The 23,932-nt window shown below is 72.0% G+C and carries 18 protein-coding genes and 1 tRNA gene; 13 read left to right on the top strand and 6 right to left on the bottom strand.

Features of this window, described 5'->3' with window-relative positions:
• Positions 1-10 precede the first annotated feature (10 nt).
• The 6 genes from ACIBCU_RS34255 (at position 11) to ACIBCU_RS34230 (ending at position 8,906) form a co-directional block, all read left to right on the top strand.
• Positions 11-1,522, top strand: coding sequence for an ABC transporter substrate-binding protein (locus ACIBCU_RS34255; RefSeq protein ID WP_399236262.1), 1,512 nt, complete (start codon positions 11-13; stop codon positions 1,520-1,522).
• Positions 1,523-1,526: 4 nt separating this feature from the next.
• Positions 1,527-3,239, top strand: a complete 1,713-nt coding sequence (locus ACIBCU_RS34250) for an ABC transporter permease subunit (protein ID WP_399236260.1) — start codon at positions 1,527-1,529, stop codon at positions 3,237-3,239.
• A gap of 46 nt (positions 3,240-3,285) precedes the next feature.
• Positions 3,286-4,542, top strand: coding sequence for an MFS transporter (locus ACIBCU_RS34245; RefSeq protein WP_399236258.1), 1,257 nt, complete (start codon positions 3,286-3,288; stop codon positions 4,540-4,542).
• A 60-nt stretch (positions 4,543-4,602) separates the two neighbouring features.
• Positions 4,603-6,000 (top strand): cysteine--tRNA ligase, encoded by a 1,398-nt coding sequence (gene cysS, locus ACIBCU_RS34240; RefSeq protein ID WP_362941788.1) that lies wholly within the window; start codon positions 4,603-4,605, stop codon positions 5,998-6,000.
• Between the two features lie 106 nt (positions 6,001-6,106).
• Entirely contained in the window at positions 6,107-7,063 is a 957-nt protein-coding gene (gene rlmB / locus ACIBCU_RS34235) for a 23S rRNA (guanosine(2251)-2'-O)-methyltransferase RlmB (RefSeq protein ID WP_124274019.1), read from the top strand.
• 208 nt (positions 7,064-7,271) lie between these two features.
• Complete coding sequence (locus ACIBCU_RS34230; protein WP_362941792.1) at positions 7,272-8,906, top strand: DoxX family membrane protein; 1,635 nt, start codon at positions 7,272-7,274, stop codon at positions 8,904-8,906.
• Between the two features lie 71 nt (positions 8,907-8,977).
• On the opposite strand, the gene ACIBCU_RS34225 is transcribed toward ACIBCU_RS34230, so the two are convergent.
• The 4 genes from ACIBCU_RS34225 to ACIBCU_RS34210 all read right to left on the bottom strand — a co-directional run bounded on the left by ACIBCU_RS34225 (position 8,978) and on the right by ACIBCU_RS34210 (position 13,252).
• Positions 8,978-9,697: a nucleotidyltransferase family protein gene (locus ACIBCU_RS34225; protein WP_362941795.1), complete on the bottom strand. Its 720-nt coding sequence runs from the start codon at positions 9,695-9,697 to the stop codon at positions 8,978-8,980.
• Positions 9,698-9,733: 36 nt separating this feature from the next.
• Positions 9,734-10,147, bottom strand: coding sequence for a hypothetical protein (locus ACIBCU_RS34220; RefSeq protein ID WP_356707977.1), 414 nt, complete (start codon positions 10,145-10,147; stop codon positions 9,734-9,736).
• A gap of 224 nt (positions 10,148-10,371) precedes the next feature.
• The gene (locus ACIBCU_RS34215) at positions 10,372-11,508 is read right to left on the bottom strand and encodes an ABC transporter ATP-binding protein (protein WP_399236254.1); all 1,137 of its coding nucleotides are present in this window, start codon (positions 11,506-11,508) and stop codon (positions 10,372-10,374) included.
• Between the two features lie 343 nt (positions 11,509-11,851).
• Positions 11,852-13,252, bottom strand: a complete 1,401-nt coding sequence (locus tag ACIBCU_RS34210) for an RNA-guided endonuclease InsQ/TnpB family protein (RefSeq protein WP_399236252.1) — start codon at positions 13,250-13,252, stop codon at positions 11,852-11,854.
• 154 nt (positions 13,253-13,406) lie between these two features.
• On the opposite strand from ACIBCU_RS34210, the gene ACIBCU_RS34205 reads away from it, so the two are divergent.
• Positions 13,407-13,479, top strand: a tRNA-Thr gene (locus tag ACIBCU_RS34205).
• Between the two features lie 147 nt (positions 13,480-13,626).
• Positions 13,627-15,726: a restriction endonuclease gene (locus ACIBCU_RS34200; RefSeq protein WP_399236250.1), complete on the top strand. Its 2,100-nt coding sequence runs from the start codon at positions 13,627-13,629 to the stop codon at positions 15,724-15,726.
• Between the two features lie 31 nt (positions 15,727-15,757).
• Here the strand turns inward: ACIBCU_RS34200 and ACIBCU_RS34195 are convergent, their stop codons facing one another.
• Positions 15,758-16,345, bottom strand: coding sequence for a TetR/AcrR family transcriptional regulator (locus ACIBCU_RS34195; RefSeq protein WP_399236248.1), 588 nt, complete (start codon positions 16,343-16,345; stop codon positions 15,758-15,760).
• Between the two features lie 301 nt (positions 16,346-16,646).
• Here ACIBCU_RS34195 and ACIBCU_RS34190 point away from each other — a divergent pair, with 301 nt between their 5' ends.
• Genes ACIBCU_RS34190 through ACIBCU_RS34175 form a run of 4 tightly spaced genes read left to right on the top strand, consistent with a single transcriptional unit; the run spans position 16,647 to position 21,499 of the window.
• The gene (locus ACIBCU_RS34190) at positions 16,647-17,246 is read left to right on the top strand and encodes a 2Fe-2S iron-sulfur cluster-binding protein (RefSeq protein ID WP_362941808.1); all 600 of its coding nucleotides are present in this window, start codon (positions 16,647-16,649) and stop codon (positions 17,244-17,246) included.
• The gene (locus ACIBCU_RS34185) at positions 17,243-18,235 is read left to right on the top strand and encodes a xanthine dehydrogenase family protein subunit M (protein ID WP_362941811.1); all 993 of its coding nucleotides are present in this window, start codon (positions 17,243-17,245) and stop codon (positions 18,233-18,235) included. The genes ACIBCU_RS34190 and ACIBCU_RS34185 overlap by 4 nt, the downstream gene beginning before the upstream one ends.
• Complete coding sequence (locus ACIBCU_RS34180) at positions 18,232-20,361, top strand: xanthine dehydrogenase family protein molybdopterin-binding subunit (protein ID WP_399236244.1); 2,130 nt, start codon at positions 18,232-18,234, stop codon at positions 20,359-20,361. The genes ACIBCU_RS34185 and ACIBCU_RS34180 overlap by 4 nt, the downstream gene beginning before the upstream one ends.
• Positions 20,354-21,499 (top strand): XdhC family protein, encoded by a 1,146-nt coding sequence (locus ACIBCU_RS34175; protein ID WP_399236242.1) that lies wholly within the window; start codon positions 20,354-20,356, stop codon positions 21,497-21,499. Before ACIBCU_RS34180 ends, ACIBCU_RS34175 begins: the two co-directional genes overlap by 8 nt.
• A 30-nt stretch (positions 21,500-21,529) precedes the next feature.
• Here the strand turns inward: ACIBCU_RS34175 and ACIBCU_RS34170 are convergent, their stop codons facing one another.
• Positions 21,530-22,930 (bottom strand): NAD(P)/FAD-dependent oxidoreductase, encoded by a 1,401-nt coding sequence (locus ACIBCU_RS34170; RefSeq protein WP_399236240.1) that lies wholly within the window; start codon positions 22,928-22,930, stop codon positions 21,530-21,532.
• A 59-nt stretch (positions 22,931-22,989) separates the two neighbouring features.
• Here ACIBCU_RS34170 and ACIBCU_RS34165 point away from each other — a divergent pair, with 59 nt between their 5' ends.
• Positions 22,990-23,901, top strand: a complete 912-nt coding sequence (locus tag ACIBCU_RS34165; RefSeq protein ID WP_399236238.1) for an aminoglycoside phosphotransferase family protein — start codon at positions 22,990-22,992, stop codon at positions 23,899-23,901.
• The last annotated feature ends 31 nt before the right edge of the window (positions 23,902-23,932 follow it).

The following is a 23,932-nucleotide window of genomic DNA, read 5'->3' as shown; positions in this document are numbered from 1 at the left end:
GGTCTCCGTCATGCCTACGTCCCGAAGCCGCCGCTTCCCGCTGCCGGTCATCGCCGCCGCCCTGCTGCTCCCGCTCGCCGCCTGTTCCACGTCGAGCGGCTCCGGAGCGTCCGGCGACACACAGCGACTCCGGGTCGTCATGGCGTTCCCGCCCGCCCAGGCGATGTCCCCGTACGGGGACGACGCGGTCACCCTCAGCCGGCTCGCCGTCATCGAGGGCCTCACCACCCTGGACAGGAACGGCGCCGCGAAGCCCGCCCTGGCCACGTCATGGAAGCGGGACAACCCCACCACCTGGACGTTCACCCTCCGCGACGCCGTCTTCCAGGACGGCGCGAAGGTCGACGCCGACGCGGTCGCCCGGTCCCTCACCGCCGCGAGCAAGGCGTCCCCGCTGCCCCGGGTCCTCTCCGACACCACGCTGAAGGCCACCGCCGCGGGCAAGGACACCGTACGGATCGTCACCGGTGAGGCCGACCCGCTGCTTCCGCAGCGACTCGCCAACCCGTCCCTCACGATCCTTTCCGCCGGCGCCTACAAGAACGGCAAGGTGAACCCCGCGGGGCACGCCACCGGCCCGTTCACCCTGACCGACGTGAAGGGTGCGGTCGCCGCCACTCTCGAACGCAACGCCGACTACTGGGGCGACAAGGCCGAGGCCCCGGGCGTCGACGTCACCTTCGCCGCGGACGGCACCGCCCGCGCCAACGCTCTGCGCACGAAGACCGTCGACGTGGCCGAGTACGTACCGCTCGCGCAGGCGTCCCTGCTCGGCGACGCGTACGTCCACGCATTCCCGTCCGCCCGGACCAACGGCCTCTCGCTCAACACCGAGCGCGGTGTCTTCGCCGACCCGGCCATGCGCGCCGCCGCCCGCGAGGCCATCGACTCCAAGGCCCTGGTCGACGGGGTGTACGAGGGCCGCGCCGACACCGCACAGGGGCTCCTCGGCCCCGGCATCCCCTGGGCCGCCGGGAAGCGCACCACGCCCACCGGCCGGACCCAGGCGGCGAGCCGCGCCGAGGTGGCGAAGACGAAGGAGATCGTCCTCGCCACCTACACCAACCGGCCCGAGCTCCCCGAGGTCGCGACGCTCGTCCAGCAGCAGCTGGAGAAGCGCGGGTTCACTGTCAAGCAGGTCGTCCGCGACTACGCGCAGATGGAGGCCGACGCGCTCGCCGGGAAGTACGACGCCTTCATCCAGGCCCGCAACACCCTGCTGGACACCGCCGACCCCGTCTCCTACCTGGCCTCCGACTTCACCTGCGACGGCAGCTTCAACATCTCCCAGCTGTGCGACGAGCGGGTGGACGCCGCCGTCGGCAGGGCCGCCTCGCTGACGGGTACGGACGCCCGGCACACCGCCGAGATGACCGCCGAGGCCGCCGTCCTCGGCGCCGACGCCCTCGTACCGCTCGTCCACGAGCGCTTCGTCCAGGGCTACGACGACGCCCGCGTCGAAGGCGTCGCCCTCGACCCCATGGAACGCACCCTCATCACCGCCGACACCCGCGTCGGGTGACCGCGTGAAGTACCTGGCCGGACGGCTGGGCGCGCTCCTGGCCGTCCTCGCCGTCATCGGTCTGCTGCCCAGGCTGACCCGCACCGATCCGGCGCTGACCATCCTGCACGCCCGCTACGCGGACCGTCCGCCCACACCGGCCGTGCTCGACGCCATCCGCGCCGAGACCGGCCTCGACGGCGGCCCGCTGCACGTACTCGGCGGCTGGGCGTCCGGACTGCTCCGCGGCGACCTGGGGGAGTCCTGGGTCTCCGGACAGCCGGTCGGGCCCGACGTGACCTCCGCGCTCGGCGTCTCCCTCACCCTCATGGGCGCCTCGCTCGCCGTCGCCGTACTCCTGGCGCTCGCCCTCGTCGCCGGAACGCTCCGGCGGGGCGCCCGCCGCCGGCTCGTCACCACCCGGGCGGGCGTCGGCGCGGCCGTGCTCGCCGCCCTGCCGGAGTTCCTCCTCGCCGCGGTCCTGGCCACCCTCCTCGCCGTACAGCTGGGCTGGTTCCCCGCCCTCGGCTGGGGCGGGCCCGAGCAGCTCGTCCTGCCCGCCCTCGCCATGGGCGTCCCCGCCGGCGCGCTCCTCGGGCGGCTGCTCGACGACGCGCTGCCCGCCGCGTTCGCCGAACCCTGGGCGCGCGCCGCCACCGCGCACGGGATGCCCGCCCGCCGGATCGCCGCCCACGCCCTGCGCCGCACCCTGCCCGCACTGCTGCCCCAGCTCGGCCTCGTCGTCGTCGGGCTCACCGGCGGGGCGGTCGCCGTCGAGACGCTCTACGCCGTCCCCGGCCTCGGCGGTACGGCCCTGGCCGCCGCCCTGGCCCAGGACCTGCCCGTCCTCCAGGCCTGCGTGCTCCTCCTGCTCCTCCTGGGCGTCGCGGCCGGGCTCGCGGCCCGGCTCGGCTCCAGGGCCCTGCTCGGCCCCGCACGGGCCGACGGCGCCCTCCCCCCGCTCGTCGCACCGCCCCTCCCCGCGCGCCGCACCGTGGCCTTCGGGGCGGCGGCCCTGGGAGCCCTCCTCGTCGCCGTCGTCCTCACGGGCCTGCTGCGCGACCCCCTGTACGCCGACACCGCCGCCCGCCTCGCGTCCCCCTCCGCCGCCCATCCGCTGGGCACCGACTCCCTGGGCCGCGACGTCCTCGCCCGCCTCGGCCACGGGGCGGCCCGGACCGTGCTCACCGCGATCGCCGTCGGAGCCGTCACGCTCCTGCTGGGACTGCTGGCCGGGGCGGTCCGCGCCGGAGCCCTCACCGAGACGGCCAACGCCCTGCCCGCGGTCCTGGCCGGCCTCGTCGTCGCGGGGATCGCGGGCCCCGGCCCCTGGGGCGCGGCCGCCGCCGTCGCCGCCGTCGCCTGGGCACCGCTCGCCGCCCACACCTCCGCGCTGTACGCCCAGGAACGCGCCGCCCCGCACGTCACCGTGGCACGCGCCCTCGGCGCCGGACCGTGGCACCGGCTGCGCCGCCACATCCTGCCGGGCGTCCTGCCACCCGTCGTACGCCACGCCGTCCTGCGCATCCCCGCCATCGCCCTGGCACTCGCCTCCCTCGGCTTCCTGGGCCTCGGCACCCCGGCCCCCGCGCCGGAGTGGGGCCGCATGCTCTCCGAGAACATGCCCTACGCCGAACGCGCCCCCTGGGCCGTCCTCGCCCCCGCCGCCGCCTTCGCCGCCCTCGGAGCGCTCGCGGTGCTGACCTCGGCGGCCGTACGCGGCAGGCGGCACCGATGACGACCTCCACGGCCCGCACCCGTGCCGTACGCGGCAGGCCCTTCGGATGACGGCCTCCACGACGCGCACCCGGTCCGGCGCCGCCCGGGGGCTCACGCCCTACCTCCGGCTCCTGACCGCCACCCAGTTCGCCTTCAACACCGGCTTCTACGCGGTCCTGCCCTACCTCGCCGCACACCTGGGCGACGGACTCGGCATGGCCGGGTGGCTCGTCGGCCTCGTGCTCGGTCTGCGCACCTTCAGCCAGCAGGGCCTCTTCGTCGTCGGAGGCGCCCTCACCGACCGCTACGGCCCCCGGCCCGTCGTCCTCACCGGCTGCGTCCTGCGCATCGCCGGATTCTGCTGGCTCGCCCAGGCCGGCACCACCGTCACCGTCATCGGCGCCGTCCTCCTCATCGGCTTCGCCGCCGCCCTCTTCTCACCCGCCGTCGAATCCGAGACCGCCAGGGCCGCCGTCGCCCACGAGACCGGGACAGGGACGCCCCGCGCCCAGGTGCTGGCCGTCTTCTCCGCCGCCGGCCAGGCCGGAGCATTCCTCGGGCCCCTGCTCGGCAGCCTGCTGCTGCTCCTGGGAGGAGACTTCCGGGCGGCGTGCCTGGCCGGGGCCGTCGTCTTCGTCGGCGTACTCGCCGGACACGCCCGCCTCATGCCCCGCCGGCCCCGCCGCGTCCGCACCGGCCCGACGGACTCCGTCCCCCTCCGCCAGGTCTTCGCCAACCGGCCCTTCCTCGTGCTCTGCCTCGCCCACAGCACCTATCTCGTCTCCTACAACCAGCTCTACCTCGCCCTGCCGGTGGAGGTGGAGCGGGCCACCGGCTCCCAGAACGCGCTCGGCGGACTCTTCGCGCTCTCCTCCCTGCTCGTCGTCGCCGCCCAGCTGCCCCTGACCCGCTGGTCCGCCCACCGCGTCGCACCCCGGACCGCCCTCGTCGCGGGGCTCGCCGTCGTCGCCGCCGGATTCGCCGCGGTGCCCCTCGCGCCGGACGGGCCCGCCGGACTGCTCCCCGGGGCCGTCCTCGTCGTCCTGCTCACGCTCGGCCAGATGCTGCTGGTCCCCGCCGCCCGGGGCCTCGTACCCGACCTGGTCGACGACCGGCGGCTCGGGCTCGCCACCGGGGCCCTGTCCTCCGTGTCGGGCCTCGCCGTCCTCGTGGGCAGCGCCGCCACCGGAACGCTCCTCGACGCCCCAGGACCGGTCCTCTGGACGGTGCTCGCCGCCGTCCCCCTCGCCGGCGCCGGGCTCTCCCTGACCCTGCCCACCGGGCGGCGCACGCCGGAGCCCGTCACCACCGTCACCGATTAGTTGTGACACGTTTTCCACAGGGGGCGCTGGGCACGGGTGCGGGCCCACTACCCTTGAGGGGTGACTATTCGCCTGCATGACACCAACGCCCGGCAGATTCGTGACTTCGTCCCGCTCACAGCGGGCTGTGTCTCGATCTACCTCTGTGGCGCGACTGTCCAGGCCGCCCCGCACATCGGGCACATCAGGTCCGGGCTGAACTTCGACATCATGCGCCGCTGGTTCGAATACCGCGGGTACGACGTGACGTTCATCCGGAATGTCACCGACATCGACGACAAGATCATCAAGAAGTCCGCCGAGCAGGGCCGCCCCTGGTGGGCCATCGGCTACGAGAACGAGCGCGCGTTCAACGCCGGCTACGACGCCCTGGGCTGCCTCCCGCCCACGTACGAGCCGCGGGCCACCGGCCACGTCACCGAGATGGTCGAGATGATGCGCGGCCTCATCGAGCGCGGCCACGCCTACGAGGCCGACGGCAACGTCTACTTCGACGTCCGCTCGTACGAGGGATATCTCGAGCTCTCCAACCAGGACCTCGACGACCTGCGGCAGCCCTCCGGCGACAACGAGACCGGCAAGCGGGACAAGCGCGACTTCGCCATGTGGAAGGCCGCCAAGCCCGGCGAGCCCAGCTGGGAGACGCCCTGGGGCCGCGGCCGGCCCGGGTGGCACCTGGAGTGCTCCGCCATGGCGCACAAGTACCTCGGCAGCGCCTTCGACATCCACGGCGGCGGCATGGACCTGATCTTCCCGCACCACGAGAACGAGATCGCCCAGGCCAAGGCCTTCGGCGACGAGTTCGCGAAGTACTGGGTGCACAACGGCTGGGTCACCCTGGCCGGCGAGAAGATGTCGAAGTCCCTCGGCAACTCCGTGCTGGTCAGCGAGATGGTCAAGCAGTGGCGGCCCATCGTCCTGCGGTACTACCTCGGAACCCCGCACTACCGCTCCATGATCGAGTACAGCGAGGAGTCGCTGCGCGACGCCGAGTCCGCGTTCGCGCGGATCGAGGGCTTCGTCCAGCGCGTGGTCGAGAAGGCCGGGCCCGTCGAGGCCGCCGCCGAGGTCCCGCCCGCGTTCGCCGAGGCCATGGACGACGACCTCGGTGTCCCGCAGGCACTCGCGATCGTCCACACCACCGTCCGGCAGGGCAATTCCGCCCTCGCCGCCGACGACAAGGAAGCCGCCGTCGCCCGCCTCGCAGAGGTCCGCGCGATGCTCGGCGTCCTCGGACTCGACCCCCTCGACCCCCACTGGGCCGGCGAGAGCGACCGCGGCGAGGACCTCCACGGCGTCGTCGACACGCTCGTACGCCTCGTCCTCGACCAGCGCCAGTCCGCGCGGGCACGCAAGGACTGGCCCGCCGCCGACGCCATCCGCGACCAGCTCAACCAGTCCGGCCTCGTCATCGAGGACGGCCCCAGCGGACCCCGGTGGACACTCGGACCGCGCTGAGCGGACCTTCGCACCATGCGTGAGCAGCGCAAATGTGCCGCCCGGCCGTCCGGGCGGCACACTTTCACTTGACGACGTTTTTCTGAAGCAACGAAACAGGTAGGTCATGGCCGGGAACAGCCAGCGCAGGAACCGCCGCACGTCCAACAAGAAGGGCATGCAGGTCGGCAGCGGCGGTAACCGACGCCGTGGTCTCGAAGGCAAGGGACCGACGCCGCCCGCCTCCGCCCGCAAGGGACACAAGAAGAACAGGGTGGCGAACGCCCAGGCCAAGCAGGCCGCCGCCCGCCGCCCCGCCCCGCGCCGCGGCGGCGCCAAGGGCACGTCGGAGATGGTGGTCGGCCGTAACCCGGTCTTCGAGGCGCTTCGCGACGGAGTGCCCGCGACCACCCTCTACGTCCAGCAGTACATCGACAACGACGAGCGGGTCCGCGAGGCACTCCAGCTCGCCGGTGAGCGCGGCAACATCCACCTCATGGAGGCCCCGCGCCCCGAGCTCGACCGGATGACGAACGGCCTGAACCACCAGGGCCTCGTCCTCCAGGTCCCGCCGTACGAGTACGCACACCCGGAGGACCTCACCTCCGCCGCGTACGACAACAACGAGGACCCGCTGATCGTCGCCCTCGACGGCGTCACCGACCCCCGCAACCTCGGCGCGATCGTCCGCTCCGTCTCCGCCTTCGGCGGCCACGGCGTCGTCGTCCCCGAGCGCCGGGCGGCCGGCATGACGGCCGGAGCCTGGAAGTCCTCGGCGGGTACGGCGGCCCGTACGCCCGTCTCCCGGGTCACCAACCTGACCCGCGCTCTGGAGGGCTACCAGAAGGCCGGCCTCACCGTCGTCGGTCTCGCCGCCGACGGCGAGCACACCGTCGAGGACCTGGAGGCCCTGGCCGGCCCCGTCGTCATCGTCATCGGCAGCGAGGGCAAGGGCCTCGGCCGCCTCGTCGGCGAGACCTGCGACTACCGGGTCCGGATCTCCATGCCGGGCGGCGCCGAATCCCTGAACGCCGGTGTCGCCGCGGGCATCGTGCTCTACGAGGTGGCACGCCGCCGGGCGTGACCCCCGCCGTACGGGACCGGGGCCCCGCGGCCGGCGACGACGTGCGGGGGCGCCCCGGCCGGGTGGGGTACGCCCGCTGGAGGACGTACGTCCCCGCCCCGGGGACGTACGCGAGTACGCGGACTCACGTACCGCGGAGGACTGTTGACGGGTCTCGGACACTTCGGACGCGTCAAGGCAGTGTCCTAATCACACATCACTCGGTTAGATGAGTGTGGACACCAGAACGCCTCGGTTCGACGACCAACCCGCCCTGAGCATGACGAAGGTGGACAGCGACCCCGCGCAGGTCATCGTCAGCCACGCCAGCTTCCGGGTGCAGCTCGCCCCGGGCCAGCGCACCCGTCTGCGCCCCGTGGGCCCCGCCGGACCGGCCAGGATCCCCGCCATGAGCGGCGCGGGCGGCCGCAGGCGGGCCCCCGTCGTCTGGAGCGGCAGGTCCGAACCGGGTGACCCCGGAGCGACCGGACTCCTGCAGGCCGTACGGAACTCCACCGCCGGCCGTCTCGGCTCCCGCACCGGAGGCGACTTCGGCGCGGGCCACGACGACGCGGGCGGCGGCACGCAGGTCATCCCGCGCCTCGACGAGACCCAGCCCAACCCCGTACTCCGGCCCCCTCGCCAGCCCGGGGGCCGCACCGGCCCGCTGCTGCCTCCCATGCGGCAGGCCGTCGGAGCGTACGACGCCGTCGACACCCCGGCCCGCGACGCGTACGACATCACCTACGACGACGACCCCGACACCGAGGGCCAGGGCGGCACCTCGGCCGGGGAACGGCGCCACGCCAACGACACCGTCCGGCACGCCTACTACCCCGGCCGCCGGATGAACCTCGGGGTCGTGCTCCTCCCGCTGCGCGTCATCCTCGGCTTCCTCGCCATCTACGCCGGCATGGGCAAGCTCTGCGACCCGGCCTACTTCGACGGCGGCGACCGCGGTTCCATGGTCAAGTGGCTGACCTCGCTGCACCCCTGGACCGCCGCCGAACCCCTGCGTGACTTCGCGCTCGGCCACCCCGTCGCCGCCGGACTCTCCGTCGCCTTCCTCCAGGTCGTCGTCGGAGTCCTCACCATCCTCGGGCTCTGGCAGCGGGTCGCAGCGGCCTTCGGCGCCCTGCTCTCCGCCGCCATCCTGGTGACGGTCAGCTGGCGCACCGCCGCCGCCTACGACACCCCCGACATCATCCTGCTGGCCGCCTGGAGCCCGCTGGTCATCGCCGGCGCCCCCGTCTACTCCCTCGACGGACGCCTCGCCGGGGAGGCCTGGCGCATCCTCGGGCCGCGCTCCGGCATCTGGGACCTCCGCCGCCGCGTCCTGCGCCGCGGCAGCGCGGTCGCCACCGTCGTCGTCGGCCTGACCCTGCTGGTCGGATCCATGCTCGGCGGCGCCGTCCGCTCCACCGAGGTCGTCACCGTGCCGGGCCCCGACAGCTACCCGACCAACCAGCTGCCCGGCTCCCCGCTCCCCGAGAAGTCCAAGGACAGGAAGGGCAAGCCCTCCAGGACCCCGGACAACCGCACCCCCGAGACATCCCCCTCCAGCGCCCCCGGCACCCCGTCGGCCGAGGAGTCCACCCCGGGCTCCGGCTCCGGGCGTGACTCCGGCCCGACGGCCGGGGCGAGCACCGGTCAGCCCAGCCAGACCCAGGGCACCGGCCAGGCGCCCCCGCAGGAGCCGGCCCCGCAGGAGCCCCCCACCGGCGACGCGGGCCCCAGCTCGTCGGGTTCCGACGGCTCGGGCGGCACCACCGGCGGCTCGGACGACGGCGGTTCCACCGGCGGATCCGACGGCGGCTCGTCCGGCGGCGCCGGACAGAACCCGATCGGCGGGCTGCTCGGCTGACGCGGGCACCACGCACCACGAGGACGGTCACCGGAGCCCGGTGACCGTCCTCGCCTACGTACAGGGGAGGGTCAGCCGCCCGCGTGGGCGCCCAGCTCCTTCGCCGCCTCCGTGAGGTCCTTCGCGGTGTCGATCGCCCGCCAGTACGCCCCGTGCGGCAGGGGGAACCCGGCCAGCCGGCGCTCACGGGCCAGCCGGGGGAAGGTCGTCCGCTCGTGGTCGCCGCGGTCCGGGAGCATCGCGGTGAACGCCGGCGCGAAGACGTACACGCCCGCGTTGATCAGATACGGCGACGGCGGCGACTCGATGAAGTCGGTGATGTGCCCGAACGCGTCGGTCTCCACGGCGCCCCACGGGATCCGGGGACGGGCGAGCGCGAGCGTCGCGGTGGCGTCCCGCTCGGCGTGGAAGGCGGCCATCTCCCGCAGCGAGAAGCGGGTCCAGATGTCGCCGTTCGTCGCGTACCAGGGCTCCGACGGATCGGGCAGCCGCGTCGCGGCATGCTTGAGACCGCCGCCCCGGCCCAAGGGCTCGGTCTCGACGACGGTCGTGACACGCAACGGAAGAACGGCCGAGTCCAGCCACTCCCGCAGCACATCGGCAAGATGGCCGCACGAGATCACGGCGTCCGTGACGCCCTCGGCGGCCAGCCAGGACAGCTGATGGCCGATGATCGGGGTCCCGGTCCCCGGGATCTCGACCATCGGCTTGGGGCGGTCATCGGTGTACGGGCGCAGCCGCGAGCCCTGACCACCCGCCAGGATCACGGCCTGCGTCGGATACGTATGCATGCCAGGCACGATATGCCGTGCCCGGACGCACCCGGCTCAGCTGAACTGCGCGACGCCCGAGGCGAACGAGGTGTCGCAGACCGGACGCGAGAAGCGGTGGGCGCGGGTCGGACCGTACTGGTCCACGGCGGCCTTGCCCAGCGCCTTGGCGATCGACATGCAGTGCTTGGCCAGGGAGGGCCGCCCCTCGACGGTGCGCTGGAGGCTCGTCAGCGCGACACCCGGGTCCTTCTCACGGAGCTCCAGGAGGAGCTTGTCCCGCAGAACGTCCTGAGGTGCCCGGGCCTTCGCCCGCTTGGACACGGTCTCCGAGGCGGCGGTCAGCAGCTGGGTCTCGGTGTCCTGCCCCGACCACTGCACACGGGTGACCGCGAGGGTCCCGGACAGAACCATGACGACGGGCAGTACGAGAGCTAGGGTTCGGCCGATTCGGCGCGCGGTGTGGGTCACGCAGCGAGCGTAGCGGGCAGTGATGACTTGGCGACATTTCGTCACCCTTGCGAGGGATGGTTCGAGAGGTCTTTTCGAATCACGCGTTGACGCTCGGGGCGAATTGACCGGTGTGCCAGGGTATTTGGGGCCGGCCCGGTCCGAAACCCGATCCTGCCCGCGACACGCGAACGGCCCCGCGTCCCTCGGGAGGGAGCGGGGCCGTAGCGGCTGGATCGTGAGGATCAGTCGGTCAGACGCTCACCCGTCGAGGTGGCGAAGACGTGCAGCTCGTCCGGGCGCGGCACGACGTGCAGCTCCGTGCCCTTCTCCGGAACGGCACGGCCGCCGACGCGGACGACCAGGTCCTTGTGCTCGCCGCCGACCTGCGCGGCACCGTAGACGTAACCGTCGGCACCGAGCTCCTCGACGACGTTGACGGAGACGGCCAGACCGGCCGGGGCGTCGGAGGAGGCCTTGGAGAGGCCGGTCGCGGCGGCGCCGCCGTGCTCGACGATGTCGAAGTGCTCGGGGCGGATGCCGACCGTGACGGTCGTGTCACCGCGGTTCGCGGCGGCGGTGAGCGCCTGACGCGAGACCGGGACGACGCTGTTGCCGAACTTCACGCCGCCGTCGGTGATCGGGACCTCGACGAGGTTCATCGCCGGGGAGCCGATGAAGCCGGCCACGAAGAGGTTCGCCGGGCGGTCGTACATGTTGCGCGGCGAGTCGACCTGCTGGAGCAGACCGTCCTTGAGGACCGCGACGCGGTCGCCCATGGTGAGGGCCTCGACCTGGTCGTGGGTGACGTACACGGTGGTGATGCCGAGGCGGCGCTGCAGCGAGGCGATCTGCGTACGCGTCGAGACACGGAGCTTGGCGTCGAGGTTCGACAGCGGCTCGTCCATGAGGAAGACCTGCGGCTCACGCACGATGGCACGGCCCATCGCCACACGCTGACGCTGACCACCGGAGAGCGCCTTCGGCTTGCGGTCCAGGTAGTCGACGAGGTCCAGCATCTTGGCGGCCTCTTCGACCTTCGCCCGTATCTCCGTCTTGTTGATCCCGGCGATCTTCAGTGCGAAGCCCATGTTGTCCGCGACGGACATGTGCGGGTAGAGCGCGTAGTTCTGGAACACCATGGCGATGTCCCGGTCCTTCGGCGGCAGGTGCGTGACGTCGCGGTCACCGATGCGGATCGCACCGCCGTTGACGTCCTCGAGACCCGCGAGCATGCGCAGGGAGGTCGACTTGCCACAACCGGAAGGACCGACGAGGACGAGGAACTCGCCGTCCTCGATGTCGATCTCGAGCTGGTCCACAGCCGGCTTCGTGGAGCCGGGGTAGACGCGGGACGCCTTGTCGAACGTGACACTGGCCATGACGATGCTTCTCCTCAACCGGCAGGAACGTGCCGGACGATCCGAGTAGGGAGTGGTGTGGTCCACTGGAGTGAACCTGAGGTGACGCTACCTGGCGTTTTCGAATCTGTCAGTAGTTCGACGGTCATGAAGAATTCGTCGGCGTCGGCAGAGCAACGCACTTTTGACCGTGTGCAGCGCCCAGGCAGAGCGGCTGACTTTTACCCCTGCCGCCGTCACGCGCACTTCCCGCTTCAGCGCCCGCTGCCGGCCAGGCGCACCCCTGAGGGGCGCACCCGCCCGGTCTTACATGGGCTCCACAGGCATCACGGCCGACGGCCCGTCGGTCCGTACCGCTCTTCAGTTACGCAGCCAGCAGCACGTCTGCCAGCTCCGATGCCTTGATCACGGAGGGCGGCACCCGCCCCGGCGGCAGTGCGGATGCCACCAGCCAGTACAGCCGCATTCCCTCGTCCCGCAGGTTCCGCGCCGCATTCACATCACGGTCATGCACGGCACCGCACTCCGCACACGTCCACTCCCGCACCGACACGTCGAGCGACGGCCCCTTCCCATGGCAGCCGGAGCACCGGCGCGTAGACGGGAAGAAGCGGTCGACGATCACCAGCGTCCGGCCGTACCACGCGCACTTGTAACGAAGCTGCCGCAACAGCTCGCCCCAGGCCGCATCCATGATCGACCGGCTCAGCCCCGCCTTCCGCCGGCGCCCTTTCCCCACGGCCGGCCGCAGCAGATTCATGATGGCCAGATCCTCCACCACGAGCACTTGGTTCTCGCGCACGAGGCGGGTGGTCAACTGGTCCAGCATGTCCCTGCGCACATCGCTGATCAGCGCATACAGCCGGGCGATACGCTCCCGGGCCTTCCCCCGGTTCGCCGACCCCTTCTTCTTCCGGTGCAGCTCCCGCTGCAACCGCGCCAGCTCCTTCTCGTACTTCCGCAACAGCCGCGGATGATCCACCTTCGTCCCGTCGTCCAGCGTCACCAATGCCGCCAGACCCAGGTCGATCCCCACCGCCCTCGGCTCCCGCCCGCCCGGCAGGAACATGGCAGGCAACGGCTCGATCCGCTCTTCGACGAGAACCGAGACGAAATACCGCCCAGCCCGGTCCCGCGTCACGGACAGCTTCACCGGATCCACGCCCGTCGGCAGCGGCCGCGACCACCGCACGTCGAGCGGCTCCGACTGCTTGGCCAGCGTCAACCGCCCCGTACCCGGAAGCTCCGCGTCCTCCGTCCACCGGAAGCCTGTCCGCACGTACGTCGCCGAGTCTCGCGAGCGGTGCTTTCTCTTCCGCTGCGGACACTTCGCCGACTTCTTGAAGAAGCGTGTGAACGCCCCGTCCAGATGCCGCAACGACTGTTGCAGCACCGTAGACGAGACCTCTCGCAGCCAACCCGTCTCCGACGCCTGCCGCCACCCCGTCAACGCACGGCACGACTCGGCGAACCCCACCGACACCCGATGCTGCTCCCAGGCGCCGACCCGCAGAGCCAGCCCTTCGTTGTAGACCCAACGGCAGGCCCCGAAGGTCTTCTCCAACTGCTCGGCCTGTGCCGGAGTGGGATAGAAGCGGTAGCGGTACACGCGCTGCTGCGTGCCGGGCTGCTTGGCCCGGCTCTTCATGGCAGCGGACGCGCGGCCGTGGTGTTTCTTGCGGTCGGCGATGCCCAGGGCGTCGCGCTTGATGCGCTTGGCCTCTCCGCCCCTCACCCGTACCGGCTGGTCCACCGTGTCCGTCATGCCCGCTCCCCCCGACTGTCCGATATACGGAACAGCACGTCAGTCCTCTTAACGCACGGGTGGTCGGATGGTCACGGTGGCGGCGAAACTTCGTGGAGCGGTGGGTGAGCCGCTGTGTAGAGTGAGGGCTTGCGCGCGGTTTGGCGTGCGTTGTGCCGCCTTAGCTCAATTGGCAGAGCAGCACCTTTGTAACGTGCAGGTCGTCGGTTCGATTCCGACAGGCGGCTCAAAAGACCAGGCCAGCGCCATGCTGGCCTGGTTTTTTTGTTGCCCGAGCCGCGATATCGCCCCAGATCCGCCACTCCCGGGACATGGGCGTTTCCCTCCGTGTAAGACATGTGCAGGAAACGTGGAGACGGGTGGGGGCGCGGTAGATGAGTCGTCGGTCCAATGGTCTGGTCGGTGCGTGGGCGGAGTCCCAGCGGCAGCTCCAGCGGCAGCACGAAGCGCAGCATCGGGCCGCTGTACAGGGTGCGCGTGAGCAGGAGCGGTTGCAGCGGGCCCATGAGCGCGACATGGCGCGGTTGCATCGGGAGCAGCAGGCCGAGTACCGGCGTCGGCGTGAGGCGGACGCTGCGCGGCGCACGGAGGAGCTGGAAGCTCGGGTCGGTGTGCTGGAGGGCTTGCTGGCCGCTGGTTCGCGGATGCCTGCGTTCCGGACCGCGTCGCTGGCGCGTGCGGAGAGCGTCGAGCCGTTCGCACCCGGGCCACTGGCGCAGCCCGTTCCTATACCTGACGTGAACCGCTACCAGGCGCAGGGTGGTTGGACTGCGGGGAGGCGGGCGCAGGCGCAGCATGAGGCTCAGGCGCGGTATCAGCTGGACTGGCAGGCCGCGCAGGCGGCGGAGGCGTCGCGGCAGCAGCAGCTCGCGCTGTACCGGCGTCAGTACGACGACTGGGCGCAGGGGCAGCTGGGTGAGATTCGCCGGCACAATGCCGGGGTCGCAGAGATGGCTGTGGCGCTCCGGCGGGGTGATGTGGATGCGGTGGTGGAGTATTTTTCGGCCGCGTTGTACGCGTCGTCGGTGTGGCCGGCGGACTTTCCTCGTCAGGTGACGGCTGCGTTCGATCCGGCGGGTCGGCAGTTGGTGCTGGACTGGGAGTTTCCGGGACTGGCTGTGGTTCCTGAGGCGAAGATCGTCCGGTATCTGGTGGGGTCGGACCGGGAGAAGGAGACGCCTCGGCCTGTGGGGCAGCGGAGGGCTCTGTACCGGGACGTTCTCGCTCAGTGTGTGTTGCTCGTGTTGCGGGATGTGTTCGCGGCGGATGAGTTCGGGGTGGTGGAGTCTGTCGCGTTGAACGGGTTCGTGGATGACGTGGATCCGGCGACCGGGCGGCAGGCGGTGGTCTTCCTGAGCACGGTGATGGTTTCGCGGGCTGATTTCGGTGGGCTGAACCTGGAACAGGTGAGCGCTGTGGACTGTCTGACGGAGGGGCTGCGGGGTCAGTTGTCGGCTCGCCCGGATCAGCGGGTGGCTGTGCGGCCGGGGAGGGTGCCGGCGGATCTGGGTTCCGGCGCCGTGTCGCACGGTGGCGGTGGGGAGCCGGATCTGCTGGAGATGGACCCGATCGAGTTCGAGGGACTGGTTGCCGAGTTGTTCCGGGCGCGGGGGATGCGTGCCGTGACGACGCAGCGTTCGAATGATGGTGGTGTCGACGTCGAGGCTCTGGATCCGGATCCGATCAGCGGCGGGAAGATCATTGTGCAGGTCAAGCGCTACCGGAACACGGTTCCTCCGAGTGCGGTGCGTGATCTGTACGGCACGGTGCAGGGAGCGGGTGCCAACAAGGGGGTGCTGGTGACGACCTCCGGCTTCGGGCCCGGTTCGTACGCGTTCGCCAACGGTAAGCCGTTGACGCTCGTGTCGGGTGCTGAGCTGGTCGACCTTCTGGGGCGTTGTGGTCTACGGGGGAGACTGTCGGGCGGTGCGGGTGATGCCACGGTGCCTGCTCAGCGATCGTCGCAGGACGGCGTGGACGGGCCCGGCGGGGATTACAACGTGCTGGGCATGACGTGGTCGGGTGGCGTGGCACTGGATGTGTGTGTGCTCGTGTGCCGTGGTGGCCAGGTGTTGAGTGATGACCACTTCGTGTTCTTCAACAATCCGCAGACCCCTGAGGGTGCGGTGCGGGCAGTGCCTGGGTTCGCGGGGGACCGGGCTGCAGTGCGGGTGTCGTTCGACGCGCTGCCTGGGGAGGCGGATCGGGTGGTGCTCGTGGCGGCGGTGGACCCGGAGGCTGACCCGGGTGGAGACCTCGCGGGCTTCACGGAGGCCGGTATCCGGTTGAGGGATGCGGGCGGTGTGGAGCTGGACCGGTTGGAGGTGTCCGACGGTCGGGCGGGTGAGGTGGCGCTTGTCCTGGGGTCGTTCCGGCTTCGGGGTTCCGGCGACTGGGAGTTCGTGCCTGGGGGGAAGGGGTACCCGGGCGGGCTGGAGGCTTTGGTGCAGGAGTACGGCATCGAGGTGGCGTAGCCGCGGCTGAGCGGCGGGACCTTCGGTGTCCTTACCGCTCCTGCCTGCCCGGGGCCCCCGCGCGCAGGCCGTCCATGACCAGGTCCAGGAGGCGGGTGGCGCGGGGGCGCCAGTCGCCGTGGGGGTCGAGCTGCCAGATGCCGGCGATGGCGAGGATGAAGTCGTCCGCGGTCACTCCGCGGCGAATGGTGCCGGCCTCCTCGCCGGCGCGGAGGAGCGTCTCGGCCGCTGTCGTCAGCGGGGTGTGGCCGGGCTTCGCCGGGCCGTCCGGGGTGCTGGTGGCCTGGCGGATCGCGTTCGCGAGGCCTGCCTTGGTCATGGCGAACCGGGCGAGGTGGTCCATCCACTCGCGCAGGGCCCGGTCGGGCTCGTGGGTCCTGATCAGTTCGGTCGCGGCGTCGGCGACCTGCTGCATCTCGTGGCGGTAGATCTCGAGGACGAGGGACTCGCGTCTGGGGAAGTTGCGGTAGAAGGTGCCCTGTCCGACGCCTGCCTTCCTGGCGATCACGCTGAGCGGGACGTCCGCGCAGAGCGTCAGTTCCGTCAGGGCCACTTCCAGGATGCGCTCCCGATTCCGCTGCGCGTCCGAGCGCAGAGGCGCGTCCCTCTTCTGCTGCACTCGTCCTCCTCGCGGGTTCGTGGCCGAATCCCGCCCTTGCTAAGTGGACAACTGTCCACTACGTTTTTCGGTGAACGGACAGTTGTCCACTTCACTTAGGCCCACCTTAGCGGTGGGTGGCCTGGGTGGACAGCCGATGACCGGCACAGGTCTTCCCCTCACGCGCGTCTCCGGTCCGCCGTCTCCGCAGGCCGTGCCGCCCCTACTCCGACACCTTCCCCTACGTCCTTACGTCTTCCGTCTCCCCTGCCTGCCGGACCGTCCTCGCGATGTGCTCCGGGAACGCGAAAGAAGGCTGATCATGGCCCCAGCGCCCTCGTCGACGTACAGCGCCGTCACTCTGAACATCAACGGCGAGAAGCACACGCTGACCGTCGACCACCGCACCACCCTGCTCGACGCCCTGCGTGAGCGTCTCGATCTGACCGGCACGAAGAAGGGCTGCGACCAGGGGCAGTGCGGTGCGTGCACCGTCCTGCTCGACAAACGCCGGGCCGTCGCCTGTCTGCAGCTGGCGGTGGCGGCCGAGGGCCGGGAGATCACCACCATCGAGGGCATCGCCGAGGGCGAGGAACTGCACCCCGTGCAGCAGGCGTTCCTCGACCTCGACGGCTTTCAGTGCGGTTACTGCACCCCTGGCCAGATCTGTTCGGCCGTCGCGGTGATCGAGGAACACGCCGCCGGCTGGCCGAGCGCCGTCACCGACGACCTGAGTCCCGAGACGGGGCCGCCGCCGCTGACCGCCGATGAGGTACGGGAGCGGATGAGCGGCAACCTGTGCCGCTGCGGTGCGTACGTGTCGATCGTGCAGGCGGTCGAACGCGCGGCCGGAATCCACGCGGAGGCCGTCCGGGCCGATGAGAGTACGCAGGACGGGAAGCGCGAGGGGGCTGCGGCATGAGGGAGTTCGGATATGAACGCGCGGTCGACGTCTCCGGCGCCCTGGCGCTGCTCGACGCCGACCCCGACGCCCGGTTTCTCGGCGGCGGCACCAATCTCGTCGACCTGATGAAGACCGGTGTCGAGCGGCCCGGCAGGCTCGTCGACGTACGTGAACTCCCGCTGGACCGCATCGAGGTGACCGAGGGCGGCGGGCTGCGCATCGGTGCGACCGTCACCAACAGCGACCTCGCGGCCCACCCCGACGTGCGCCGGAGCTACCCGGCGCTGACCCAGGCGGTGCTGGCCGGTGCCTCCGGGCAGCTGCGCAACATGGCCACCGTCGGCGGGAACCTGCTGCAACGGACCCGCTGCGGCTACTTCGCCGACGTGGCCAAGCCGTGCAACAAGCGCGTCCCCGGCAGTGGCTGCCCCGCGATCGAGGGCGAGCACCACAACCACGCCATCCTGGGCGCCTCCGGCCACTGCGTGGCCACCAGCCCCTCCGACCTCGGTGTGGCGCTGACGGCCTTCGACGCCGTCGTCGAGTACGAGACGGCCGACGGGCCGGGCCGGGTGCCGCTCGCCGAGTTCTACCTGCCGGTGGGGGACACCCCGCACCGGGAGACCGCCCTTCCGGCGGGAGCGCTGATCACCGGCGTGACCCTGCCGCCGGCCCCGGTGGCCGTCAACTCCCGCTACCGCAAGGTGCGCGAGCGTGCCTCGTACGCCTTCGCGATCGGCTCGATCGCCGCCGCGCTCGACGTCCGTGACGGCGTCGTGCACGAGGTGCGGCTGGCCTTCGGGGCCGTCGCCTCCCGGCCGTGGCGGGCCGTCGCGGCCGAACAGGCCCTGACCGGCGGGCCGGCCTCCGCCGCGGCCTTCGCCGCCGCGGCCGATGCCGAACTGGCGGCCGCCCGGCCGCTGCCGGGCAACGCGTACAAGGTGACGCTGATGCGCAACCTCGTCGTCGCCGTGCTCAGCGAACTCACCGAGGAGGCCACCCGATGACCACCACCACGACCGGGACCAGGGCGGCCAAGGCCGTCGGCACCGCGCACACCCGCGTGGAGGGCCGCGACAAGGTCACCGGAGCGGCCCGCTACGCGGGCGAGATCCCCTTCGCCGGGCTCGCGCACGGATGGCTGGTGCTGTCGACCATCACCCGTGGCCGTGTCCGCTCGGTGGAGGCGGACGCGGTCCTGGGGATGCCGGGCGTCCTCATGGTCCTGCACCACGGGAACGCCCCGCGGGTGGCCACGGACTACACCGGCATGCTCGGTATGCCGCCGGACCCGACCGTCGCCGTCTTCCAGCACGACCGGGTGCCGCACGCGGGCTGGCCGGTCGCGCTGGTGGTGGCCGAGACCTCCGAGCAGGCCCGGGAGGCCGCCGAGGCGCTGGAGGTGCGGTACGAGGAGGAGCCGCACGACGTCACCTTCGCCGGCGAGCACCCGGACGCGTACGCGGTGCCCGGTCCCGCGGGATCAGGGGTGGAGGAGAAGGGGGACCTGGAGGCCGAGCTCGCGGCGTCCGCCGTCGTCCTGGACGCCGAGTACTCCACGCCGGAGGAGCACCACAACTCGATGGAGCCGCATGCGGCGACCGCCCTGTGGGACGGCGGCCGGCTCGAGGTCGTGGACTCCAACCAGGGCACCATGTGGGTGGCGAGTGAGCTCGCGAGTCTCTTCTCGCTCGATCCGGCCTCGGTGCGTGTGCGTTCCGAGCACGTCGGCGGTGGCTTCGGGAGCAAGGGAGTCCGTGCGCACCAGGTGGCCGCGGTCATGGCGGCCACCGCTCTGGCGCGCCCGGTCCGGGTGGTGATGACGCGCCGTCAGATGTTCTCGCTCGCGGGCTACCGGAGCCCCACGACCCAGCGGGTCCGGCTCGGCGCCGATGCCGAGGGGCGGCTGCGCGCGCTGGAGCACCGCTGCGTGAGTCTCACCTCGACGGTGTACGAGTTCGTCGAGTCGGGGGCCGGGCCGGCCCGGGTGATGTACGACGCGCCCGCCCACCACACCGCGAACCGGGTCGTCCGGCTCGATGTGCCGAGTCCGACGTTCATGCGCGCTCCTGGTGAGGCGCCCGGGTCGTTCGCGCTGGAGTCGGCGATCGACGAGCTCGCCGAGAAGTGCGGGATCGACCCGATCGAGCTGCGTGCGCGTAACGAGCCCGAGCTGGGTCCGGTCTCCGGGCTGCCCTTCGCGACGCGTAACCTGCCCGCCTGTTTCCGGGAGGGCGCCCGGCGGTTCGGCTGGGCCGACCGGGACCCGCGTCCGGGTCTGCGCCGGGACGGGCGCTGGCTGCTCGGTACGGGGACGGCGGCGGCGTCGTTCTTCGCGGGGGCGGCGCCGTCGACGGCGGCCGTGACCGCGGAGGCCGACGGCACCTTCACCGTGCGGATCAACGCGGCGGACATCGGAACGGGGGCACGGACGGCGCTCACCCTGGTCGCGGCCGACGCCCTGGAGGTGCCGACCGGCCGGGTGCGCGTACGGATCGGCGACAGTGACTTCGGCCCGGCGATGATCGCCGGCGGCTCGATGGGCACCCGGTCGTGGGCGTGGGCGGTCACTGCCGCGGCCGAGGAGCTGCGGGAGCGGCTCGCGCTGAGCGGTGTCGTTCCACCGGAGGGCATCACGGTGCGGTCGGACACGACCGAGGCGATCGGGGCCCTCGCACAGAAGGAGCGGCACTCGTTCGGGGCGCAGTTCGCCGAGGTGGCCGTGGACGTGGCGACGGGGGAGGTGCGTGTGCGCCGCATGCTCGGCATCTTCGCCGCCGGGCGGATCATCAACCCGCTCACGGCCCGTGGGCAGTTCGTCGGCGGGATGACCTGGGGCATCTCCATGGCTCTGCACGAGGAGGCGGTCAGGGACAGGAACACCGGCGCCCTCTACGGTGCCGATCTCGCTGGCTATCACGTCTCCACGAACGCCGATGTGCCGGTCGTCGAGGCGGACTGGGTGGACGACACCGACCCGGACGACCCGGTGGGGATCAAGGGCATCGGCGAGATCGGGGTCGTGGGGGCGGCGGCGGCGATCGCCAATGCCGTCTGGCACGCGACGGGTGTGCGCCACCGCTCCCTTCCGATCAGGCCCGATCGTGTTCTCACGGCAGGCCCTCATGCTTGACATCGCCGGTGAGCTGGCGCGTTGGGCCGAGGAGGGAAGGGAGTTCGCCGTCGCCACCGTCGTGGCCGTCGGCGGCAGCGCGCCGCGTGGTCCGGGTGCGGCTCTCGCCGTCGACAGCGAGGGCACGGCTGTCGGTTCGGTCTCCGGCGGGTGTGTGGAGGGGGCGGTGTACGACCTGTGCGTCCAGGCGCTGGAGGACGGCGGGACCGTCGTCGAACGGTTCGGCTACAGCGACGAGGACGCCTTCGCGGTCGGGCTGACCTGTGGCGGGGTCATCGATGTCATGGTCACCCCGTTCGACGCGCGGTCTCCTGTCCGGGAGGTGGTCCGGTCGGCGCTGTCGGCCGCCGCGTCGGGTGAGCCGACGGCCCTGGCCCGGGTCGTCCGTGGTCCGGCCGAACTCCTGGGCAGGGCGCTGGCGGTGCGCTCCGACGGGTCGTACGAGGGGTCGTACGGCAGTGGCTCCTCGGAGCTGGACCGGACGGCGGCGGCCGAGGCGCGGGCGATGCTGGACGCGGGGCGCACCGGCACCCGGGACCTGGCGGAGGACGGAACGCACTGCCCGGGCGGTCTCACCCTCCTCGTGGAGTCGAATGTGCCGCCGCCTCGCATGATCGTGTTCGGTGCGATCGATTTCGCCGCGGCGCTCGTGCGCGCGGGCAAGTTCCTCGGCTATCACGTCACGGTGTGCGATGCCCGTCCTGTCTTCGCCACCCGGGCCCGCTTCCCCGAGGCGGACGACCTGGTCGTGGACTGGCCGCACCGGTATCTGCGGCGTACCGCGACCGACCGGCGGACGGTTCTGTGCGTGCTCACGCACGATGCCAAGTTCGACGTCCCTCTGCTGAAGCAGGCCTTGCGGATGCCGGTCGCGTTCGTCGGGGCGATGGGTTCGCGCCGGACCCATGCGGACCGTGACCGGAAGCTGCGGGAGGCCGGTCTGAAGGAGAGCGAGCTGGCGCGGCTCAGGTCGCCGATCGGCCTCGACCTCGGTGCCCGTACGCCGGAGGAGACGGCCCTGTCCATCGCGGCGGAGATCGTCGCGGCCCGGCGGGGCGGGACGGGTGCTCCCCTCACGGGTTCGGCGACGCCGATCCACCACGACGGGAGGCGGCCGGCCGGGGCGGAGGCCGCCTGAGGCCCGGAAGCGGACCGTGTCGCGGGTCGGTCAGTGCCGGCCCGCGATGCGGTCCGCCGCCTTGGCGAGGCGGTCGGTGCCGAGGTGCGGTGAGGCGGCTTCGCGGCGGTCGGCGGCGCGGTAGGCGGCGTAGAGGCTGTGGACGCCGAGCCAGCGGAAGGGTTCGGGTTCCCAGCGGCGGACCTTGTGGTTGACCCAGGGCAGCGCCGTGAGGTCGGTGGGGCCGGCCTGGCCGGAGTCCTGCTGGATCAGGTCGCGCAGGGTGCGGGCCGCGAGGTTGGCGGTGGCGACGCCGGAGCCGACGTAGCCGCCGGCCCAGCCGAGGCCGGTGGAGCGGTCCAGGGTGACGGTGGCGCACCAGTCGCGGGGGACGCCGAGCACGCCGGACCAGGCGTGGTCGATGCGGGTGCCCGCGGTGGTGGGGAAGAAGCGGACGAGCAGGTCGCGGAGGGCCTCGACGGTGGCGGGCCGGGTGCGTCCGTCGTGGTCGGTGGCCGAGCCGTAGCGGTAGGGGACGCCCCGGCCGCCGAGGGCGATGCGGTCGTCGGCGGTGCGCTGGGCGTACATGTAGGCGTGGGCCATGTCGCCGAGGGTCTCGCGGCCGTCCCAGCCGATGGTGTCCCAGAGAGCCTCGGGCAGGGGCTCGGTGACGATCATGGAGGAGTTCATGGGGAGCCAGGTGCGCTTCTGGCCCTTGAGGCCCGCGGTGAAGCCTTCGGTGCAGCGCAGGACGTAGGGGGCGCGGACCGTGCCGTAGGGGGTGACGGCGTGCTTGGGCTTGATCTCGGTGACGGGTGTCGACTCGTGGATGGTGACGCCGAGGGCTTCCACGGTGTCGGCGAGGCCCTTGACGAGTTTGGCGGGGTGCAGGCGCGCGCCGTGCGGGGTCCAGCTGGAGCCGACGGCTCCGGAGACGCGGATGCGTTCGGCGGTCTCGCGGGCTCCGCGCAGGACGCGGTCGGTCTCGCCGAAGGCGATCTCGACGGAGTGGAAGTCCTTGAGGCGGGCGAGCTGCGAGGGGGTGTGGGCGACTTCGAGGACGCCGCCGTGGTGGATGTCGGCGTCGATCTTCTCCTCGCCGGCGGTGCGGATGACCTCGCCGACGGTGTCGTTCATGGCCTGCTGGAGGCGGACCGCGGCGTCGTGGCCGTGCAGTCGGGCGTAGCGGTCGCGGCCTGCGATGCCGTTGTAGAGCCAGCCGCCGTTGCGGCCGGAGGCGCCGTATCCGCAGAACTTGGCTTCCAGGACGGTGATGTTGAGGAAGGGGACGGCCTTCTTGAGGTAGTACGCCGTCCAGAGTCCGGTGTAGCCGCCGCCGACGATGCAGACGTCGGCGCCGGTGTCGCCGGGCAGGGGTTCGCGTGGGGCGGGGGTGCCCTCGTTCGCGTACCAGAACGATATGCCGCCGTTGACCGTACTGACGGTGCTCATGTGTCCCCTGCTTGTCCGTGTGCAGACCGGTTGCTGGAGGGTACCCCTAGGCTCGAGGTGTGATCGACGTTCCGGGCGACCTGGCGGTGAAGCTGAGTGAGCACAACGGCGCGGAGGGGCGGGCGTTCGCGGCCGCGTTGCCCGCGCTGGCCGGGAGGTTCCTGGACGGGTGGGGGCTGCGGCTCGACGGGGCGTCGATGTGCGGGATGTGCGCGCTGGTGCTTCCGGTGGTGCGGGAGGCGGACGGCCGCGGGGCGGCGCTGAAGCTTCAGATGGTGGACGCGGAGACGGTGGGGGAGCCGGTCGCGCTACGGGTGTGGGGCGCGGCGGGCGCGGGGGCGGTGGGCCTGCTGGAGTACGACGCGGCGACGGGGACGATGCTGCTGGAACGGCTGGACGAGCGGCGTCCGTTGACCGAGGTACCGGATGCGCGGTTGGCGGTGCGGGTGCTCGCGGAGTCGTTGGCCCGGCTGGTGCGTGTGCCGGCTCCGCCGGGGATGCGGCGCCTGGGGAATCTGGCGGCGCTGATGCTGGCGGAGACGCCCGGGGCGGCCGGGGTGCTGGAGGACGCGGGCGAGCGGCGGCTGCTGCTGGACTGTGCGGCCGCGGTGCGGGAGGTGGCGGGGGAGCCGGGGGACCGCCTGCTGCACTGGGACCTGCATTACGCCAACATCCTGGCCGGGCGCGCGGAGGAGGGCCGGGCGGGGGAGTGGGTGGCCCTGGACCCGAAGCCGCTGGCGGGCGATCCGGCGTTCGACCTCTTTCCGGCCCTGGACCAGAGGTGGGACGCGTCGGAGGTGCTCTGGAGGTTCGATCTGCTGTGCGGGGTGCTGGAGCTGGACCGGGAGCGGGCGAGGGCGTGGACGCTGGGGCGGGTGCTCCAGAACGCGCTGTGGGGGATCCGGCGGGGGAGGCCGGGGCTCTACGCGGACCACGCGGAGATCGCCCGGCAGTTGCTGGGGCGGGACTGAGGCGCGAGGGACCGGCCCGCCTGTCTAGGCT

The organism is Streptomyces sp. NPDC051064, assembly GCF_044455985.1.
In the GTDB taxonomy this organism is placed as follows: Bacteria; Actinomycetota; Actinomycetes; order Streptomycetales; family Streptomycetaceae; genus Streptomyces.
The sequence above is the reverse complement of the archived record's forward strand: the minus strand, read 5'-3'. Positions and strand labels throughout refer to the sequence as shown.

Excerpts from the sequence above, each read along its gene's own strand:
- ACIBCU_RS34255 (WP_399236262.1), top strand. The coding sequence starts at position 11 with ATGCCTACGTCCCGAAGCCGCCGCTTCCCGCTGCCGGTCATCGCCGCC.
- ACIBCU_RS34245 (WP_399236258.1), top strand. The coding sequence starts at position 3,286 with ATGACGGCCTCCACGACGCGCACCCGGTCCGGCGCCGCCCGGGGGCTC.
- rlmB (WP_124274019.1), top strand. The coding sequence starts at position 6,107 with ATGGCCGGGAACAGCCAGCGCAGGAACCGCCGCACGTCCAACAAGAAG.
- ACIBCU_RS34230 (WP_362941792.1), top strand. The coding sequence starts at position 7,272 with ATGAGTGTGGACACCAGAACGCCTCGGTTCGACGACCAACCCGCCCTG.
- ACIBCU_RS34225 (WP_362941795.1), bottom strand. The coding sequence starts at position 9,697 with ATGCATACGTATCCGACGCAGGCCGTGATCCTGGCGGGTGGTCAGGGC.
- ACIBCU_RS34215 (WP_399236254.1), bottom strand. The coding sequence starts at position 11,508 with ATGGCCAGTGTCACGTTCGACAAGGCGTCCCGCGTCTACCCCGGCTCC.
- ACIBCU_RS34210 (WP_399236252.1), bottom strand. The coding sequence starts at position 13,252 with ATGACGGACACGGTGGACCAGCCGGTACGGGTGAGGGGCGGAGAGGCC.
- ACIBCU_RS34200 (WP_399236250.1), top strand. The coding sequence starts at position 13,627 with ATGAGTCGTCGGTCCAATGGTCTGGTCGGTGCGTGGGCGGAGTCCCAG.
- ACIBCU_RS34190 (WP_362941808.1), top strand. The coding sequence starts at position 16,647 with ATGGCCCCAGCGCCCTCGTCGACGTACAGCGCCGTCACTCTGAACATC.
- ACIBCU_RS34185 (WP_362941811.1), top strand. The coding sequence starts at position 17,243 with ATGAGGGAGTTCGGATATGAACGCGCGGTCGACGTCTCCGGCGCCCTG.
- ACIBCU_RS34180 (WP_399236244.1), top strand. The coding sequence starts at position 18,232 with ATGACCACCACCACGACCGGGACCAGGGCGGCCAAGGCCGTCGGCACC.
- ACIBCU_RS34175 (WP_399236242.1), top strand. The coding sequence starts at position 20,354 with ATGCTTGACATCGCCGGTGAGCTGGCGCGTTGGGCCGAGGAGGGAAGG.
- ACIBCU_RS34170 (WP_399236240.1), bottom strand. The coding sequence starts at position 22,930 with ATGAGCACCGTCAGTACGGTCAACGGCGGCATATCGTTCTGGTACGCG.